Origin of the sequence: Ferruginibacter sp., from assembly GCF_028288465.1 — a bacterium.
Classification (GTDB): Bacteria; Bacteroidota; Bacteroidia; order Chitinophagales; family Chitinophagaceae; genus Ferruginibacter.
This window is the reverse complement of sequence record NZ_JAQBNR010000043.1, coordinates 18,161-35,935: the sequence shown is the minus strand read 5'-3', so window position 1 is coordinate 35,935 and position 17,775 is coordinate 18,161. Positions and strand designations below refer to the sequence as shown.

General features: G+C 41.6%; 15 protein-coding genes, 1 tRNA gene and 1 riboswitch. Of the genes, 12 read left to right on the top strand and 4 right to left on the bottom strand.

Going from position 1 to position 17,775, the window contains the following annotated elements; genetic code table 11:
* Positions 1–45 precede the first annotated feature (45 nt).
* A complete protein-coding gene (locus JWR61_RS16495; protein WP_301928849.1) occupies positions 46–597 on the top strand; it encodes a hypothetical protein in 552 nt (183 codons plus the stop codon).
* On the opposite strand, the gene recQ is transcribed toward JWR61_RS16495, so the two are convergent.
* Positions 598–2,751, bottom strand: coding sequence for a DNA helicase RecQ (gene recQ / locus JWR61_RS16490; protein WP_301928848.1), 2,154 nt, complete (start codon positions 2,749–2,751; stop codon positions 598–600). It abuts the gene before it with no gap.
* 210 nt (positions 2,752–2,961) lie between these two features.
* A riboswitch (SAM riboswitch) is annotated at positions 2,962–3,084 on the top strand.
* 191 nt (positions 3,085–3,275) lie between these two features.
* Between recQ and JWR61_RS16485 the strand changes: the two genes are divergently transcribed.
* The 5 genes from JWR61_RS16485 to JWR61_RS16465 all read left to right on the top strand — a co-directional run bounded on the left by JWR61_RS16485 (position 3,276) and on the right by JWR61_RS16465 (position 8,105).
* Positions 3,276–4,463, top strand: coding sequence for a PLP-dependent aspartate aminotransferase family protein (locus JWR61_RS16485; RefSeq protein WP_301928847.1), 1,188 nt, complete (start codon positions 3,276–3,278; stop codon positions 4,461–4,463).
* Between the two features lie 11 nt (positions 4,464–4,474).
* On the top strand, positions 4,475–5,728 hold the full coding sequence (locus JWR61_RS16480) for a homoserine dehydrogenase (protein WP_301928846.1): 1,254 nt from the start codon (positions 4,475–4,477) through the stop codon (positions 5,726–5,728).
* A 352-nt stretch (positions 5,729–6,080) separates the two neighbouring features.
* Positions 6,081–6,154, top strand: a tRNA-Cys gene (locus JWR61_RS16475).
* Between the two features lie 195 nt (positions 6,155–6,349).
* The gene (locus tag JWR61_RS16470) at positions 6,350–6,964 is read left to right on the top strand and encodes a hypothetical protein (protein ID WP_301928845.1); all 615 of its coding nucleotides are present in this window, start codon (positions 6,350–6,352) and stop codon (positions 6,962–6,964) included.
* Positions 6,965–7,121: 157 nt separating this feature from the next.
* Complete coding sequence (locus tag JWR61_RS16465) at positions 7,122–8,105, top strand: aldo/keto reductase (RefSeq protein WP_301928844.1); 984 nt, start codon at positions 7,122–7,124, stop codon at positions 8,103–8,105.
* A 74-nt stretch (positions 8,106–8,179) separates the two neighbouring features.
* On the opposite strand, the gene JWR61_RS16460 is transcribed toward JWR61_RS16465, so the two are convergent.
* On the bottom strand, positions 8,180–8,758 hold the full coding sequence (locus JWR61_RS16460; RefSeq protein WP_301928843.1) for a peptidylprolyl isomerase: 579 nt from the start codon (positions 8,756–8,758) through the stop codon (positions 8,180–8,182).
* A 170-nt stretch (positions 8,759–8,928) separates the two neighbouring features.
* Here JWR61_RS16460 and JWR61_RS16455 point away from each other — a divergent pair, with 170 nt between their 5' ends.
* The 3 genes from JWR61_RS16455 to JWR61_RS16445 all read left to right on the top strand — a co-directional run bounded on the left by JWR61_RS16455 (position 8,929) and on the right by JWR61_RS16445 (position 12,039).
* On the top strand, positions 8,929–9,399 hold the full coding sequence (locus tag JWR61_RS16455) for a PA2169 family four-helix-bundle protein (protein WP_301928842.1): 471 nt from the start codon (positions 8,929–8,931) through the stop codon (positions 9,397–9,399).
* A 320-nt stretch (positions 9,400–9,719) separates the two neighbouring features.
* Positions 9,720–10,133, top strand: a complete 414-nt coding sequence (locus tag JWR61_RS16450; protein WP_301928841.1) for a LytTR family transcriptional regulator DNA-binding domain-containing protein — start codon at positions 9,720–9,722, stop codon at positions 10,131–10,133.
* 265 nt (positions 10,134–10,398) lie between these two features.
* The gene (locus JWR61_RS16445; protein ID WP_301928840.1) at positions 10,399–12,039 is read left to right on the top strand and encodes a DUF6345 domain-containing protein; all 1,641 of its coding nucleotides are present in this window, start codon (positions 10,399–10,401) and stop codon (positions 12,037–12,039) included.
* Positions 12,040–12,204: 165 nt separating this feature from the next.
* On the opposite strand, the gene JWR61_RS16440 is transcribed toward JWR61_RS16445, so the two are convergent.
* Positions 12,205–13,548, bottom strand: a complete 1,344-nt coding sequence (locus tag JWR61_RS16440; protein WP_301928839.1) for an aminotransferase class III-fold pyridoxal phosphate-dependent enzyme — start codon at positions 13,546–13,548, stop codon at positions 12,205–12,207.
* A 78-nt stretch (positions 13,549–13,626) separates the two neighbouring features.
* Complete coding sequence (locus JWR61_RS16435) at positions 13,627–15,084, bottom strand: CoA-acylating methylmalonate-semialdehyde dehydrogenase (RefSeq protein WP_301928838.1); 1,458 nt, start codon at positions 15,082–15,084, stop codon at positions 13,627–13,629.
* Between the two features lie 125 nt (positions 15,085–15,209).
* Here JWR61_RS16435 and JWR61_RS16430 point away from each other — a divergent pair, with 125 nt between their 5' ends.
* The 3 genes from JWR61_RS16430 to JWR61_RS16420 are packed head-to-tail and all read left to right on the top strand — an operon-like array spanning position 15,210 to position 17,774.
* The gene (locus JWR61_RS16430; RefSeq protein ID WP_301928837.1) at positions 15,210–15,686 is read left to right on the top strand and encodes an Lrp/AsnC family transcriptional regulator; all 477 of its coding nucleotides are present in this window, start codon (positions 15,210–15,212) and stop codon (positions 15,684–15,686) included.
* 44 nt (positions 15,687–15,730) lie between these two features.
* Positions 15,731–17,119 (top strand): penicillin acylase family protein, encoded by a 1,389-nt coding sequence (locus tag JWR61_RS16425; RefSeq protein ID WP_301928836.1) that lies wholly within the window; start codon positions 15,731–15,733, stop codon positions 17,117–17,119.
* Entirely contained in the window at positions 17,091–17,774 is a 684-nt protein-coding gene (locus JWR61_RS16420; RefSeq protein WP_301928835.1) for a penicillin acylase family protein, read from the top strand. Before JWR61_RS16425 ends, JWR61_RS16420 begins: the two co-directional genes overlap by 29 nt.
* Position 17,775: the final 1 nt, after the last annotated feature.

Genomic DNA, 17,775 nt, shown 5'->3' with positions numbered 1-17,775 from the left:
TGACTCCCTTATTGTTTTATTAATTTGCGGCATAACAATCAGCCAATGCTATCAAACCTTTTCGGTAAAAAAGAAGGCAACGTATCCGAAGCCATATTTAAAGACAAAGTCTATCTCAACTCAACAGGTAAAATTGTAGCCTGCCTGCAACTGGCTACCACCAATGCCAATTGTATTTTTATTGCCTGGTTTCAGGAAACGGCCGCCATTTATAAAAAGTTTTTTAATCAGTATAATATCGACACAAAAAGATTAATTCTTGCAGCAAACTGGAATCAGTCGCAGCTGCAAAATTACCAGCCGGTATTTTTAGAACATTACCCATTAAATGCGAAAGAACTGGATTTGGTAAAAGATTGGCAGCGAACAAATATCCGCGTTTACAGCGCTATGGATGAGCCGTTGTTTAAACATTTCGGCAGCGATAAAATGGTTCCATTGATTAAGCTACTGGGTTTTAAAGAAAACGAATCCATTGAACATTCCTATGTAACAGAATCGATCATTAAAGGACAAAATAAAATTGCTGCAAAAGTATTGGTTGAACAAACGGCCGCTTCGCAGGGCGAATGGATGAAGAAAAATTTACAGGATTAATCAGGCCTCACTCATCCGCCGCAAATAATTCATTACAGCAGTAATTTCTCCGTAACTATAACCATCTCCCAGCTTTTGTTTGATGGGTGCTATAGCCAGGCTGTTGTTGTTTTCTTCAATGGCTTTGCTGATAATTTGTAGTTTTTCTGCACTTACCATTTCATTGATCTTCAGTTCACCGGAAAAAATAAAATGCGCCAGGTGACCTTCTACCGTGCCGGTTGACAGTCCTCTTTCGAAAGCGATTTCATCCACTGACCTGCCCATTTGAAAAAGTTGCAGACTTTGTTTTTTGGTATCATTGGTCTTTTCAACTGAGGAGCTTTTACGTTGCCGTTTGGGTTGCTTGGAATCTATTTTTGTGGTAAGATTATTTTCCCTGCAATAGTCAATAATGGCATCTAAAAAATAGCTGCCATACTTCTCCAGTTTAATAGCACCAAAGCCGGAAATCTTTGCCAGCGCTGGTTTGGTGAGCGGAAGGTAAGTTGCCAATTCAACCAGCGTGGCATCACTAAATACTTGGAAGGCCGCTACATTTTCTTCTTTGGCAAGCCCGAGGCGGATAGTTTTCAAAGTCTTAAATAAATCAGCATTCACTGACTCCGGCGCCGCATTTTTTTGCACAAGCTCTTTATTTACCGTAACAGATTTTACCAGCATCACTTTCAGCTCTCCTTTCAATATCTGTTTACTCAATTCAGTCAATTGCAATACGGGGTATTCCGTATCACTTTGCCGTAAATATCCCAGTTGCAGCATATCTCTTACATACATTTTCCATTGGTCTTTGGTGATATCTTTTCCAATGCCAAATGTTTTAATTCCCTGGTGCTCATGTTTTGTAGTACTGCTTCCACGCAAAAAATCAATCACGTAATTAATGCCGAACCGCTCCTGCAATCTTGTAACCGCACTCAACAATTTTTGCGCTTCAATGGTGGCATCTGCTTTTTCTTCCTGGCTTAAACACACATCACAACTGCCGCAAAAGTTGGCCGCCGGCTCATCAAAATAATTTAATAAAAACTTACGGCGGCATTGTCTTGTTTCACAAAAAGCGGCCATCTGGTCCAGCTTTTTCAGCATTACTTTACTTTGCGCTTCATTGCCTTCTACCCTTGCGAAATTCTTCAGTTTAAATACATCTGCGGCACTGTAAAATAAAATGGCTTCACTCGGCAATCCATCCCTTCCTGCCCTGCCGGTTTCCTGGTAATAGCCTTCAATATTTTTTGGCAAATCAACATGCACCACAAAGCGCACATTGCTTTTATTGATGCCCATACCAAAGGCGATGGTAGCCACAATAATTTTTATATCATCTTTCAAAAACAAATCCTGGTTTTGCTCCTTTAAACTTTTATCAAGTCCTGCATGATAGGCTGCTGCTGCATATCCTTCTTCCCGTAAATCTTCTGCCAGCTTATCAACTGAGCTGCGGCTGAGGCAATAAATGATACCGCTGTCCTCTTTATGCTCCGCTAAAAAATCAGTGAGCTGATCAAAATAATTGCGCTTTTGCTTTACATAGTAACTGATGTTGGGGCGGTTAAAGGAATTTTCATACACTGTATAATCAGTTACTTCCAGCTTTTGAATGATATCCTTTTTTGTCAGCGAATCGGCTGTGGCGGTTAAGGCAATAATAGGCACAGCAGGAAACTGTTTTTTCAGTTGCCCCAGCACCAAATATTCCGGCCGAAAATCGTGTCCCCAGTGGCTGATGCAATGTGCTTCGTCAATTGCAAAGAGTGACACATTAATGTCTTTTAAATAATTGAGTAAGTTGTTTTGTCCCAGTAAACGTTCCGGCGCTACATACAATAATTTCAGCCGGTTATTTTTTAACTGCTGAATGATAGTAGCCTGTTCTGAAGAAGATTGGGAAGAGTTTAGAAAAGCCGCTGCAACACCATTTAATTTTAACGCATCTACCTGGTCTTTCATCAAAGCAATTAATGGCGACACAACAATAGTCACCCCGTCCAGCACCAAAGCAGGTACCTGGTAACACAAAGATTTCCCCCCTCCTGTCGGCATCAAAACGATACTATCTTTTTTCGCCAGCACGTTTTCAATAATTTCTTCCTGGTTGTGGCGAAAGGAATTATAGCCAAAATATTGCTGTAAAGTCTGCTGAATATTGTACATATCGGGCCGGTTGATTTTATCCCGCCGACAAGATAAAAATCTTTTACCCATTCTGCTATGAAAAAAGAATTTGAAAACTGGGGATAAAAAATATATTCGCCCGTAATGTAATACTGGTAACCCTTTTAAAGACCCCTTAACAATTTATTAAAATTTTTATTTGGAATTTTAAACTTCGTGGCTATACCTTTGCACCAGTTCTTTAGTTATCGCTTATCAAGAAAGGCAGAGGGTTATGGCCCTGTGAAGCCTTGACAACCTCTCTTTTATCTCCCCTGGAAATAAAAGAAAAGGTGCCAATTCCACCCCGATGGTTATCGGGACAGATAAGTCAGATCCTCAGCTCAAAATATCTGCACAAAATATTAAAAGCTCATCTGATTTATCGGGTGAGCTTTTTTGTTGCCCCTTACACAAGGGAAATAAAAAAACTTACCCGGTATATTTCAATCTTCTTGACAGGCATGAAAGAAATTATTATTCACTTCCGGTTTAAATAAAACCCGGAACTAAAAATTTTTATCATGAGCAACGCAACAGAATTTTTACACAGCATCCCGGTTGATCCGCTTACAGGCGCCATCAGTGTACCCATTTATCAAACCAGCACTTTTGTGCAGGAAGCGCCCGGCGTAAACAAGGGCTACGATTATGCAAGAAGCAACAACCCAACAAGGGCAGCTTTAGAAGGCATCATCGCCAAACTGGAAAAAGGTAGTACAGCAGCCGCTTTCAGCAGCGGACTGGCAGCTATTGACGCAGTAATCAAATTATTAAAAACAGGCGATGAAATCGTGGCCGTAGATGATATTTACGGCGGCGCCTTTCGTTTGTTTACACAGGTGTATGAAAAATTTGGTATCAAAATAACCTATGTTGATACTACGGATGCCACCAACGTTTTCAATGCCATCACACCCAATACAAAACTCATCTGGTTGGAAACACCTACCAACCCAACATTGAAAATCAGCGATATTGAAGCCATCGCAAAAATCGCCAGAGCCAGCAACTGCCTGCTTTGTGTGGATAGTACCTTTGCCTCTCCGGCACTGCAGCAACCCATTACCTTAGGTGCTGACATAGTGGTTCATTCCGCTACCAAATACCTGGGCGGGCACAGTGATTTAATCGCAGGCCTCGTAATTTGTAAAGACGCAGCAGTTGGTGAAAAAATAAAATTTCTGCAGAATGCCTGCGGTGCTATTCTTTCTCCATTTGATAGCTGGTTACTGATACGGGGTATTGAAACCCTGCACCTGCGGGTAAAACAACATTGCATCAATGCAGGTGAGGTAGCCAACTGGCTTGCAACACATCCGCTGGTAGACAAAATTTATTACCCCGGTCTTGCAACACATCACAATCATGATATTGCAAAAAAACAATCCAAAGGTTTTGGTGGTATTATTTCTTTTTCTTTAAAAGAAGATACAGAAGCCGCAGCAATAGCATTCGTGACAAGCACAAAATATTTTTTGCTGGCAGAAAGTTTGGGTGGCATCAAAAGCCTGATCAGCCACCCCGCAAACATGACGCATAAAAGTATTCCAGCAGCCATCCGCCGGGCCAACGGTGTAAGCGATAGTCTTATCCGTTTAAGCGTGGGCCTGGAAGAAGCAGAAGATCTGATCGCCGATCTCGAACAGGCATTTGAAAAAATCACCGCAAATAATTCAACGACAGCTTTGTCGTCCCTTCAAACAGCATAAAAAATAACAACATGTCAACTAATAAACTCTGTATCGGCCTGTTTGGTTTTGGCGTTGTAGGCAAAGGCTTACACGATGTATTGCACAGCACACCCACCTTACAGGCATCCATCAAAAAAATATGTATTAAAAATAACAGCAAGCCAAGAAGTATTGCCTCAGAAAATTTTACAACTGATGCAAACGTTTTACTGGATGATGAAAACATCAACGTAATTGTTGAACTGATTGATGATGCAGACGCCGCCTACCTGATTGTAAAAAAGGCCTTGGAAAACGGCAAGGCAGTAGTAAGCGCCAATAAAAAAATGATTGCAGAACATTTTGAAGAACTCTATGCCCTGCAGCAAAAATACAATACGCCATTTTTATACGAAGCCGCCTGCTGCGCCAGCATGCCCATCATCCGCAACCTGGAAGAATATTACGACAATGACTTGCTCCAATCTTTCCGCGGTATCATCAACGGCTCAACCAATTTTATACTTACCAAAATATTCCAGGAGCAGGTAGAATTTAATGAAGCCTTGCTACTGGCCAAACAGCTTGGTTTTGCAGAAAGCAATCCCACACTGGATATCGGCGGTTTTGACGCGGCCAATAAACTCAGCATTTTACTGGCGCACAGCTTTGGCATCATCGCAAAAACAGACCGATTTATCTTCAATGGCATCACCAATATTTCTTTGCAGGATGCCACCGTTGCCAAAGAAAAAAAGTACAGTATTAAACTGGTGGCCAATGCACAAAAGCTTGCTGATGGAAAATTAGCCGCCTTTGTTTTGCCGCAATTTGTAACCGAAGCGGATGACTTATACCATGTGCACAACGAGTTCAACGCCATCACAACCGAAAGCAGTTTCGCAGACAAACATTTTTTTAAAGGCAAAGGTGCCGGCGCATTTCCTACCGCCTCTGCGGTACTCAGTGATATCTCTGCCTTGCGCTATGATTATAAATACGAGTACAAAAAAATTGCACATCAAACCGATACGGTGCTGAGCAACGACTATTATTTAAAAGTTTTTGTGAGCGTTGACAACATTGAAAAGCTCAATAAAAAAGATTTTGAGTGGATAGAAGAATGGCACAATGAGTTTAATTACAGCTGGCTTATTGGCGTGGTGCATGCAGCGAATTTATTTAAATCTGACTGGTGGAAAAAGGCAGGCATTTCCTTGATAGCTTGCCCCGATGCGGTGATAGAAAATATTGATTATAAAAAAATAAGCAAGCGAAGCCTTGAACTGGCGGGAGTTGTGTAAAAACATTTTTGTTTTATTTGTTTATTATAGACTGCTGATTGTAGAAGGCATTTAAATTTTAAATCCATGCACAAAAATTTGGGTCCGGGCTAACAACCTTTGTGGATCATCGTTGCGTCGCCCTCTTTTACGGCATACCTTTGTTGAACTTTGTCCAAAGCGAAAGTCTGAATATCACCGCTTTTCATTAACCATGACCTCCGCATACCGGGCCTTTAGAAATTGATCGTACAAAAATAAATAGTCTATTAATTTGGTAGACTAATATTTACCCCTTAGTTTTGCAATGAAAAAATCACGGGTACAACTGCGGTACATAGGTTATTTAATAAAGGTGCGCAAGCATCCAAACAGTCACGTGGCCGAGTGGTTAGGTTTAAGTCTGCAAAACTTTTTACGATGGTTCGAATCCATCCGTGACGTCCATTTTTATATGGCAAGCAATCGTTAACAAGGCGGTATTTCTATACTGCCTGCTTTATGTTCGGGCTGTTTTTAATATTCCAAACTGTATGTTACACTTAAAAATTAATCAATACCGGCAATGGGTATTGCTATTTTTAATATGTTTACGTAATATTACTGTATACCAATTGTTGTTTATCCTGTTAATTTGAATTTATGAGAAAGACTTTTATTCTAGCCATCCTTACTACCTCTTTAATTATTTACTCCTGCAAAAAAGAAGACAGCACTACTGGAAATGACACAAACCCGCTTAAAGGCAGCTGGAAATTTTTGGGTATGACAGCGCATACAAATGCCACCACATCAGCTAATTATGGTGGGATGTATATGTCTACGGTGGCTACTTCTGATTATACAAGTATTCAGGCATCAGGTACTGTAATTTTTTCTGATAGCATTGCCAGTTCACAAGGAATAGGTTACTCAGTGACAACCAATGTGCTTGTTGCGTCTTACGAAGCAGGGCAATTGGTGGATACAACTAGTCAACCTGTGTCTTTTACTGCACCTCCCACCAGTTCAGCAAGCCAATATAAAATTATTGGTAGTGATTCAGTATATTTTTCGGCAGGCGCATTGACGACAGGAACTATGCCCGGAGGATCTGCAACACCCGTGAGTGCAGCTGGATATAAGTTTCATATCACTGGTGATACCCTGCTGACCTTATCCTCATCTTTCGCAAAAGATAGTATATTAAATACGGGAGGCGTTTCTGCTACTTTGCGTCAACAAGCGACATTTACCACAACATTAAGAAGGCAATAATATAATTGTAAAAGCAAAGCCATAATCAGGCAACCTACCTTGCATTAAGACTTTCAGTTTAATAGATCATCTCTCGCCCACGTTAAAGCAATGCCCGGTCGGCTTAATTGTTGCTTCAAAAAATATTCAAACTCAAGCTACTCATTAACTTTTAAATATGGAATACAGAAACCTTGGCAATTCATCGCTCAGTTTATCCGCAATTACATTTGGCGCCTGGGCTGCGGGCGGATGGATGTGGGGCAAAACCGACCGCAACGATGCAATTGAAGCCATAAGGTCATCATACAACGAAGGTGTTACTTCTATTGATACAGCGCCCATCTACGGGCAGGGCGATAGTGAATCGATCGTTGGTGAAGCCATCAAAGATTTTCCACGAGATAAAATTCAGCTGCTAACCAAATTTGGTATGCGCTGGGATCTTGCAAAAGGAACACTGGCGTTTAAAAGCAAAAACAACCAGGGAGAGGACATCGATATTTATAAATACGCCGGCAAAGAAAGCATTATCAAAGAATGTGAGGACAGCCTGAAGCGTTTGGGCACAGATTACATCGACCTGTACCAGATTCACTGGCCGGATATTACTACGCCCATTCATGAAACGATGGAAGCTGTGGATGCATTGATAAAACAGGGAAAGGTAAGGTATGCAGGCGTTTGCAATTACAATGCAGTACAAATGGCAGAAGCTGAGCAAACGATACAACTGGTAAGCAACCAGGTTCCGTTTAGTATGGTAAACCGGGGTATAGAAGTGGAGACTGTTCCATATTGCATAGCAAATCACAAGTCTATCCTGGCTTATAGCCCTATAGAGCGTGGCTTACTTTCAGGCAAAATAACACCAGGTTATAAATTTGCCAAAGGTGATCACCGGGCAGCCAATAAATATTTTACAGAGGAAAGTATTATAAAAACCAATGCCTTCCTGGCAAAAATAAAACCCATAGCCGACAGCAAAGATGCTACCCTTGCGCAATTGGTTATTAAATGGACGTTGCAAAGGCCCGGCATTACGATCGCTTTAGTTGGAGCAAGGAATAAAGAGCAGGCAGTTCAAAATGCCAGGGCAATCCACGTGTCGTTAACCCAAGACGAGATTGATTTTATAAATAGACTTGTACTTCAATTGTAAAAATCACCGTGCTCACAAAAGCTCACTTTATAATAATGCAGGTAATTGGCGCAGGCATTCAACTTCTCTGCCGGTTACAATCTCTTTATATTTTCAATGCGGATAGGAACCGTAAAATACTCTCCGCGACTGGGATTATTCTGAATTTGTCTTACCACATCCATTCCTTCCACCACTTTTCCAAACGCTGCAAAGCCCAGGCTATCGGCAGACTGGTTGCTGTCGAATTGCGTTTGATCTCCTACACAAATAAAAAATTCTGTGCTGGCTGTTCCGGGAGTTGTTCTTGCCAATGAAATAGTTCCATTGGTATGAGATAAATGAGTGACGGAAGTAGGTTCATGAGCAATACCAGGAATACGATCCAGGAGGGCCTGGTTGTGAGTGAATAGCCCTCCCTGGATTAAGCCGGTATTATATTGCTTAGGTACATTATCATTGCTCAATACCCTGTAAAAAGATCCGTTCTTGTAAAACCCTGAGTCTACATAAGATAAAAAAGCTGCAACAGATATCGGTGCATTAACAGGCATCAGCTCCACTACCAAATCTCCATAGCTGGTGGTGATCAGCACATGTGGTGTGCTGTATTTTTTTTGCGTACAATTACATAAAAAAAAGATGGCAAATACAAATGTTAAACATTGTTTCATAGAGGCAAATTACGCTGTTATTCTGTTATTTTTTCATCACAAAATTAAACAGGTATTTTTTCCCCAACCGGGATGAAGATAGGTAAAAAATTGACCGTAAATATTGTTAATACAACCTGTAATTTGAATGGCACCATTTTGGTTTCTAACTAATTCTAAATTTATATTTTATGCAAACAGATGAAAAAATTGTAGAGGTTTTAAATGACCTTATCGAAATTAATAATGACCGTGTCAGAGGTTATGAAAGAGCACTTGAAGAGACTAAAGATTTGGATGTAGATTTAAAGTCTATATTTCACAGTTTGGCAAATGACAGCCGGAAATACGCTGCAGAATTAACACAGGAAGTGAATAAATTTGGGGGTGAAGCAACAACAGACACCACAACAAGTGGTAAGTTATACCGTGCATGGATGGATGTGAAAGCAACCTTCACCGGTCATGATCGTCAGTCTGTTTTAGAATCATGCGAATTTGGCGAAGATGCTGCGCAGAAAGCGTACAATGGTGCTTTGGCTTCAGATGCTGAAATGAGTACAGAAACAAGGCAGTTGATTACAAATCAACAGTCAACATTAAGAACTGCCCATAACCTGATTAAAAAATACAGGGATCTTCACCAGGCTGTAAATGCCTGATAGCAAAGTAAATTATAAAAAAGCCACGCAAAAATGCGTGGCTTTTTGCTTTGGGTTATCGACTGTTATCACTTACCCTTATAGATAGATGATCCGGCTATTCTTTAAAGGCGTTAAAAGCAGCCTGCACCTTGCATCTGAAGATTTACCTGTAATCAACCAGAGAGTTGTAATTATTTCATCGCCCGTTTTATCAAGTCGCCAGAACATAAATAAAGTCATATTTGCTATGTATCCAAAAAATAAAATATTATTTTAGTACCCCATTTAGATCCAGTTATCCTGTTTTTTTTATTGTTTAAAATTGAAAACTTTTCTTTATGCAAACCATCTCTTTGAACAAAACAGCCATCGGCCTGCAGCACCTGGCAAAAAACGTATCAGCACTCTTTTCCGCCGGTCTTCCGGTAATACGCTTTGAAGAAAAAAAAGAAAAATATTTCTGGGCACGGCCGGAACAGATTTGTTTTGTTGTAAGTGCCGATCATTATGTAAAAGCCCTTATCAGCTATGGAAAACAAAAAAAATGGATGAGCAGGCATTGTACTATAAAAGATCTGTTGGGTATACTGCCTGGTGGGGACTTTATCCGGTTAAATAAATTTTATCTTTTAAACCGCTCACATTTTGCAGGCATTAATGAAGCTGATAAAATTCTTTTTATTGACGATAATTTCCCTGTTCCTGTACCCCACTGCATTTCAAAATATATGTTGGATGCTGTAAAAAAATAACCTTCCCTGTACGTGAAATGTTTTTGGCGAAATAGTTTTGGACTTCGGTCAACTCTGCGTTTATTTTTGTCACAGGCATCCATATTCTCATCTGCTACTTGCCAAAAGACTCTTTTCAGCCGTCGGATTATACATTTTGCATTTGAGATATTCATAGCTTGAATTTCCCTGACACATCCCCAAATACCCGATTCAATTGTCATTGAAAAAGGGCTGACAGCAACCGTTTTTTTATTTCTTATTTAAATCTGAAAAATTAAACATTATGCAAACAAAACCCAAAGTAACAAAACACGATCTGCTCGCATCAGAACAGCTGATCATTAAATCGCTGATGTCTCCGCTAGCTGTTTTGGATGATGAAAACAAAAAGGCGCCAACTGCTCCTGCTGCAGCCAATAATTTATTAGGACTTTGCAGCATCCAGGATTTTTCCGGTGTTTTCGGCAACCACAATTCTGATTTGCATGCAACCCATGCAGATGCAAGAGGCTTTTACACTTACCTGAATAACTGGTACACAGCCAATTACTGGTATGGAGACGGCGCTGTAAAAACCTGGCTGTACGAAGAGCCTTACGATCACTGGCAAAATATTTATGGCGTAGATGCGGTATGTATTTTTTATCATTCAGGCCATGGCAACATGACGTCTGGTGGTGTTTTCCAGGCACCCATGGGAGGCAAATGGAATAATGAAAGCTGGTTCTTCTCCAATAACAAAGCCTTTTTTGGCAACCAGCGGGTGCGCTATGTTTTCTGGTCAACCTGTCTTTCCTGCAGGGTCAGTGGTGGCTTAACCCCTATCAGTACCTGGTGGGCAGATGACAGCAACCCTGGCTTTAGAATGCTGTTTGGTTTTGAAACAACCAGTATTGACAGTGGTAACTATGGCTCGAATTTTTGGAACCACTGGAAAAGCGGTGAATCATTTTCAACGGCATGGTTAAATGCCAGCTGGGATATTTACCATAACCAGTCTCCCAGCGTGGTTGCCTCGGGTGCCAATGCAACAGAGGCCTCCAACATCTTGTACAACGAACGCTTCTTCAACTGGTCTGCGGTTGCACGCAACTGGTACCAGTGGCGCTGGTATTACGCGGCTTCCATTGCCGCACGTAACAGGATGGTTCCTGAAAAATTAATGGTGGCAGAACTGGCGCATGTAACCTTTGAACAGGATGAAGTAAACATGATTGCAAAAACACTGGGACTTCAAAACCCGGTTGCCGGATTAAGCAAGGATGGTGTTTTTTCGGTTCAGTCAAAAGATAAAATGGTCAGCCTGAATGAACAGGGCCATCTCAATATCAAACTGGCCAACATCAACTATAAGAATAAAAAAAGACTGGATGAAAAAGAAGCGATCAAAATTGCAGAAAATCACATTAAAAAACACGACCTGGATCATGGCCAAAAATTAAAATTTGATATGATACGGCTGGGCGTTACTGCTGGTGGTAATACAAAAGACATTCATCAAAAAGGAGAAGAATATATTACCGATACTACTGTACAGTTCAAGCAGGAAATCAATGGTGTACCAACCGTAAATCACGACCAGGGCATTGTTAGAGTTACAATAGATAATGATGGTACCGTTACCCACATGCACAGTTCTGTTAAGAAGGTGGTACGGCTCAGTAACTTTGCAAAAAATATGGATCTGGATCCAAAAAATGACGGCAATCCGCAGGCGCATTTAATGACAAAACAAGCCATTGACAAGAGTTTCAAAGAAAAAATCAGTGGCTTTGAGTCTGTTAAATTGGTAGAAGGTTCAGAAGAAACCGGTTATGATATTGCCGGAATGCATGGCAGGCTGGTAGAACAACGGGTATATGAAGTTACCTACGAACAAAACTTTAAAAAGTTGATTAAAGTAATTGTTCCTCTTTTTGAATAGGCACATGGCAGTAAAAAATTGAACGGTCAGTTAGCCAACTTTTTAATTGAAAATGATTACCTGAGGTTGCTGAAATATGAATGATGTTCAGATTTTGATACAGAACAATAAATCCCGCGCTTGCGGGGTTTATTGTTTAAGGCTACTATTTAAAAAGCAGCATATTTACTGTACATAAGCATCTGCAATACTAATTGCTTCGCTTATAATGGCGAGACCTTCATCGATCTGTTCTTTGGTAATACAAAGCGGCGGTGCAATAAAAATATAACTCCAGCGGGTGAAGGTATACATTCCCAGCGCCTTGATTTTGGCAGCTACCTTATTCATTACTTCCATTTGTGCAGGGATGGCGTTAAAAGGTGCTATTGGTTCCTTGGTTACCCTGTTTTTTACCAGTTCAATGCAACCCAACAAACCGGTATTTCTAAAGTCCCCGATAGACGGATGCTTCAGTTTCAGCAATTCCACCCGTTGTTCTATATACCTGCCCATGTCAGCGGCGTTTTCTATGAGGTTGTCAGTCTCATAAATCTGCAGTGTTTCCAGTGCGGCAGCGCAGGAAACAGGATGCGCTGAGTACGTCAATCCGAGTGGCAGCATATTGTCATCGTATTTTGCTGCAATGGTATCGCTCACCATCAGGCAACCGAAAGGTAAGTAGCCGCAGGTGAGTCCTTTGGCCATTGCAATCATATCCGGCACAATACCATGATGTTCAAAACCAAACCATTTCCCGGTGCGGCCAAAACCACTCATCACTTCATCCATTATCAGTAAAATTCCATGCTGTTTACACAGTGCGCTCAGTTTTGCCAAATAACCTTCAGGATATTTAAGGCAACCCGAAGACCCGGATTCTCCTTCCAGCAAAATAGCCGCGATATTAGAAGGCCCTTCATACGCAATTATGCGCTCAAGTGAAGCCACAGCTTCTTTCAATAAATTTTCTTTGCCGTACTCCCAACGGTAGGCATTGGGTAAATCAAAGTGCACAAAATTAGGCGCTTGCTGTGCGTCTGACAATAGTTTTCTCGGATCACCGCTGGCCGTCATGGCGCCATTGCTGGAACCATGATATGATTGGTAGCGGGTTAAAATTTTATGCCGCCCTGTGTACAACCTGGCGAGCTTAATGGCATTCTCAATGGAGGTTGCACCGCATAGTGTAAAGAAGGCTTTGTTTAGATTACCGGGGCAAATGGAAGCCAGCTTTTTCCCAAGCTCACCTCTTGCTTTGGTAGCACAACTGGGTGTAACATAACTGATCTGCTGCATCTGCCGAACAACTGCATCTGTAATGCGCTGGTCGCCGTGACCAATATTTACATTCATCAATCCCGATGAAAAATCGATGTAGCGTTTATCATCATAATCATACAGGTAAACGCCTTCACCATATTTTACCGCGATGAGATCAATGCCTTTTTGTTTACTCCAGGAAAAGAGAGTGTAGTCAAGATTATCCTGTATAATTTCCTGTGTTTGTGAAACTGTTTGCGTTTGCATACAATTATATTATGTTTAAAATTTAAAGTGTGGTTTTATGGCGATTGACTCAAATTAAAACCGTCTCAAAATAGCGTTTCAACTCATCCAGTTCACCCCGGCTTCTGCATTCCATTTCGCTGTGCTTTTCTTCAGCCTGGTCCAGAATTGGATAGAACTTTTGCCAGTGATATCGCCTACACCAAATTTGCTTTCATTCCATCCTCCAAAACTAAATGGTTCTCGTGGAACAGGCACGCCCACGTTTACACCCGTCATGCCCGCACTGGCCCTGTCAACTATGTAGCGTGCCATGCCCCCGTTTTGTGTAAATACGCTGGCCGCATTACCATAAGGATTGGCATTTTCAATTGCCAATGCTTCATCCACCGTGTTGGTGCGCATGATAGAAATTACAGGACCAAAAACTTCTTCTGTTGCCACGCCCATACTGGGTGTAACAAAATCAATTACCGTCGGGCCTACATAACTGCCATTTTCTTTGCCAGCCACTTTTGCATTCCGTCCATCAACCAACACTTTTGCACCCTGTGCCTCCGCTTCGGTAATCAGTCTTTCTATTCTTTCCTGCGATGCTCTATTGATTACTGCACCTAAATTCTCACCCGGAATAATCTTACGGGCTTCATCACAAATTTTATCAATGATATGATCTACATTTCCAACGCCAATCATAGCGCCTGCAGCCATACAACGCTGGCCGGCACAGCCGCTCATGCTGGCAACTACATTCTGCGCCGTCATACCGGCAACCGCATCCGGCAAAACAAGCAAATGATTTTTTGCGCCACCGAGTGCCAGGCATCGTTTTAAATTACCGGTAGCCCGCTGATATACCAGCTTCGCAACTTTGGTAGATCCAACAAAAGAAACGGCTTCAATGCCAGCATGATCGCAGATCGCATTCACCATTGTATCATCTCCGTGTACGATATTCAATACGCCATCAGGCAGGCCTGCTTCTTTCAATAACTGCGCAATTCTTCCACATGTCAGCGGTACTTTTTCCGACGGTTTTAATATCATACAATTGCCCAAAGCAATGGCATTGGGTATCGTCCAGTTGGGTACCATTGCCGGAAAATTAAATGGCACGATAGAAGCCACAACGCCGACGGCAACATACTCTGTTCTGCATTCTACTCCCCTGCTTACTTCCAGCACTTCGCCCGTTACCAGTTGTGGTAATGAGGTAGCAAATTCTGTGAGCTCGATACATTTTTCTATTTCAGCAACTGACTCGCCGTACGTTTTTCCATTTTCTTCACTGCACAATTTGGCCAGTTCGTCCAGATGCTTTTCCAGTAGAGATTTGTATTTAAAAAATACCTGCACCCTCTCTTTGATGGGCGTTTTGCTCCAGCCGGGGAAAGCTTTTTTTGCAGCGGCTACCGCATGATCCAAATCGGATTGCGCTGATAACGGAACGACTGATAAGTGCGTTCCATCCAACGGAGAAATTACCGGTAGCTGCCGGGAAGACGTGGCAGCTACAAACTGACCATTGACGTAATTTTGAACCGGGGCGTATTTCATAATTTGTGTTTACTAAAAATTTTGCAGAAATGAAACAGTAATTTAAAAATATTTTAGTTAATAGCCAAATAGCTAGTAAATTTATATTTATTAGGCAGATATTTGTGTGCCTAAAATAACTTAGTATGGAAAGAAAAAACCTGGCCGCACTGGACGAACTGGATTTTGCTATTCTATCCTGCCTGCAGGAAGATGGCAGGATGTCATTTACTGTAATGGCAGAAACCCTGAAGGTGTCCATCGGAACCATTCGCACCCGTTGCAATAAATTGATTGAAGACGGCACGGTCAATATCATCGGCAGGGTAAACCCTGACAAAGTGGGTTTTAACTCTTATGCACAAATTGCCGTGTTTGTAAGGCCGGCAACATTGATTGATAAAGTAGCCAGGAAGATCAGCACAATGCCCGAAGTCAGTTTCCTTGCAGGTACATCTGGTGACCATGACCTTGAAGTGGATGTGATGTGCCGCAACAACGAACACCTGGTGGATTTTATCAACCGTATTTCCAAGTTAGCCGGTGTAAATCAAACAAAAACAACCCTGTATTTTAAAGTGTATAAATATGCACAACCAGAGCTTGGTTTATTAAAATATTAATAAGGTCACGGTTCGTTTAACAACAGTTTTATTTACATTGGGGTATGAAATTATTTTGCTTACTGATCCTGCTTTTCCCCTTTGCTGTTACTGCGCAAATAAACCCTGTCAATATCACCATCGCCAGAGACAGTTTTGGTGTGCCTCATATTTTTGCACCTACGGATGCGGAGGTTGCTTATGGCCTGGCATGGGCACATGCTGAAGATGATTTTGAAACTTTACAGCTGGTGGTACTTTCGGGTAAAGCCATGCTGGGCAGCGCTTTAGGCAAAAAAGGAGCACAGGCAGATTATGTGGTACAACTGCTTAGGTGCAGGCAATTGGTAGATGACCAATGGAACACTTTAAGCCCGGATTTTGTGGCACTTGTAAAAGGCTACGTTAGTGGATTGAATGCTTACGCCACTGCCTTTCCGGGCCAGGTAAAGTATAAAAAAGCATTTCCTTTTAATGAAAAAGAATACCTTACTGCAGTGGTTTTTTCCATCAGTATTTTTTGCGGCGTTGACCATGTATTGCCTCAAATATTATCGGGCAAAATTGCAACTGCTGGATTTACTTCACAGGGCTCCAACGCATTTGCGTTTCATCCATCCCGTACCACCACCGGCGAAGCTTTTTTAGCCATCAATGCACACCAGCCCGTTGAAGGCCCTACCGCATTTTATGAAGCGCATGTACAAAGCGAAGAAGGCTGGAATATGCTCGGTGGTTTGTTTCCGGGAGGATGTCTTATTTTTCACGGCACCAATGAAAATTTAGGCTGGGCACATACAGTAAACAACCAGGATAAAATTGATGTGTTTCAATTACAGATAAATCCTGAAAACAGCAATCAATATAAGTTTGACAGCGCCTGGATCGATTTGGAAGTAAGCAAAGCCAAATTGCGTGTCAAGGGCATTCCGTTTGCTATTGGTAAAAAATTATACTGGAGCAAATATGGTGCAACGATAAAAACAAAGCAGGGTGTATTCAGCCTGAGACTTGGTGCCAATATGGATTGTAAAGCATTGGAAGAATGGTACCGCATGAACAAAGCAAAAAACTTTACTGAGTTTTATAAAGCCCTTAGCATGGTAAGTCTCCCCATGTTTAACATTATGTACGCTGACCGGTATGACACTATTTTTTATATCAGCAATGGCAAAATTCCTGTACGGAATCCGAACCCAACATACAACTGGCATAGTACCGTTCCCGGTAATACAAACGCCACTCTGTGGAAAGAATTTAAACCGGTGACAGCCTTGCCGCAATACATTAATCCCACTTCGGGATATTTATTCAATACGAACCATTCCCCTTTTCTAGCAACAGATGGTGCATATAACCTGAAGCCGTCAATGTACGATTCCAAAGATGGATACGAATTATTTGATAACAACCGGAGCAAGCGTTTTGAAGAAACTAATGACCGGCACCGGTAAAATGGATTATGAACATTTTAAGCAAATCAAATTTGATCAGCGGTATCCCGAAACGTTGCAATTTGCCTATGCTATCGACAGCATGATGCAGCTGGAAGCCAATGCTTATCCTCTTCTGAAAGATGTGATACAAAACCTGCAGCAGTGGGATCACAGCGGTTCCGCTGACAGTAAAGGCGCAGCGGTTTTTTTGCTGGTATACGACTACTTTGCAAAAAAATTATCAGGTGTTGCACCAAGGCCCGTCACTCATGCAGAAAGCGTTGGCGCTTACCAATATGTATTCGATTATATGATGCAGCATTTCAAGCGCACCGATCTTGTACTGGGAGATATTCAGAAACTGGTACGGGGGGAAGATGCCCGGCCAGCAAGTGGTTTACCTGATGTACTGGCGGCAGCATACACTTCACCTTATAAAAATGGCATTGTAAAAATAACTATTGGAGATGCCTATATTTGTTTTGTCAGATATCCTAAAACCGGGTTGCCGGTAATAGAATCAGTCAATACTTTCGGAGCTTCCAGCCATGCTGACTCACCTCATTACAAAGACCAGATGCAGCTGTTTCAAAATCATCAAACCAAACATATGACGCTTGATAAAAACGAAGTATTGCAGCATGCAGTTAAAACGTATCATCCGTTAAAATAAG

What these genes read in the sequence shown, in the direction of transcription:
- JWR61_RS16440 (WP_301928839.1), bottom strand. Translation starts at nt 13,548, where the DNA reads ATGCAAACGCAAACAGTTTCACAAACACAGGAAATTATACAGGATAAT.
- JWR61_RS16465 (WP_301928844.1), top strand. Translation starts at nt 7,122, where the DNA reads ATGGAATACAGAAACCTTGGCAATTCATCGCTCAGTTTATCCGCAATT.
- JWR61_RS16495 (WP_301928849.1), top strand. Translation starts at nt 46, where the DNA reads ATGCTATCAAACCTTTTCGGTAAAAAAGAAGGCAACGTATCCGAAGCC.
- JWR61_RS16425 (WP_301928836.1), top strand. Translation starts at nt 15,731, where the DNA reads ATGAAATTATTTTGCTTACTGATCCTGCTTTTCCCCTTTGCTGTTACT.
- recQ (WP_301928848.1), bottom strand. Translation starts at nt 2,751, where the DNA reads ATGTACAATATTCAGCAGACTTTACAGCAATATTTTGGCTATAATTCC.
- JWR61_RS16455 (WP_301928842.1), top strand. Translation starts at nt 8,929, where the DNA reads ATGCAAACAGATGAAAAAATTGTAGAGGTTTTAAATGACCTTATCGAA.
- JWR61_RS16450 (WP_301928841.1), top strand. Translation starts at nt 9,720, where the DNA reads ATGCAAACCATCTCTTTGAACAAAACAGCCATCGGCCTGCAGCACCTG.
- JWR61_RS16480 (WP_301928846.1), top strand. Translation starts at nt 4,475, where the DNA reads ATGTCAACTAATAAACTCTGTATCGGCCTGTTTGGTTTTGGCGTTGTA.
- JWR61_RS16460 (WP_301928843.1), bottom strand. Translation starts at nt 8,758, where the DNA reads ATGAAACAATGTTTAACATTTGTATTTGCCATCTTTTTTTTATGTAAT.
- JWR61_RS16430 (WP_301928837.1), top strand. Translation starts at nt 15,210, where the DNA reads ATGGAAAGAAAAAACCTGGCCGCACTGGACGAACTGGATTTTGCTATT.
- JWR61_RS16470 (WP_301928845.1), top strand. Translation starts at nt 6,350, where the DNA reads ATGAGAAAGACTTTTATTCTAGCCATCCTTACTACCTCTTTAATTATT.
- JWR61_RS16445 (WP_301928840.1), top strand. Translation starts at nt 10,399, where the DNA reads ATGCAAACAAAACCCAAAGTAACAAAACACGATCTGCTCGCATCAGAA.
- JWR61_RS16435 (WP_301928838.1), bottom strand. Translation starts at nt 15,084, where the DNA reads ATGAAATACGCCCCGGTTCAAAATTACGTCAATGGTCAGTTTGTAGCT.
- JWR61_RS16485 (WP_301928847.1), top strand. Translation starts at nt 3,276, where the DNA reads ATGAGCAACGCAACAGAATTTTTACACAGCATCCCGGTTGATCCGCTT.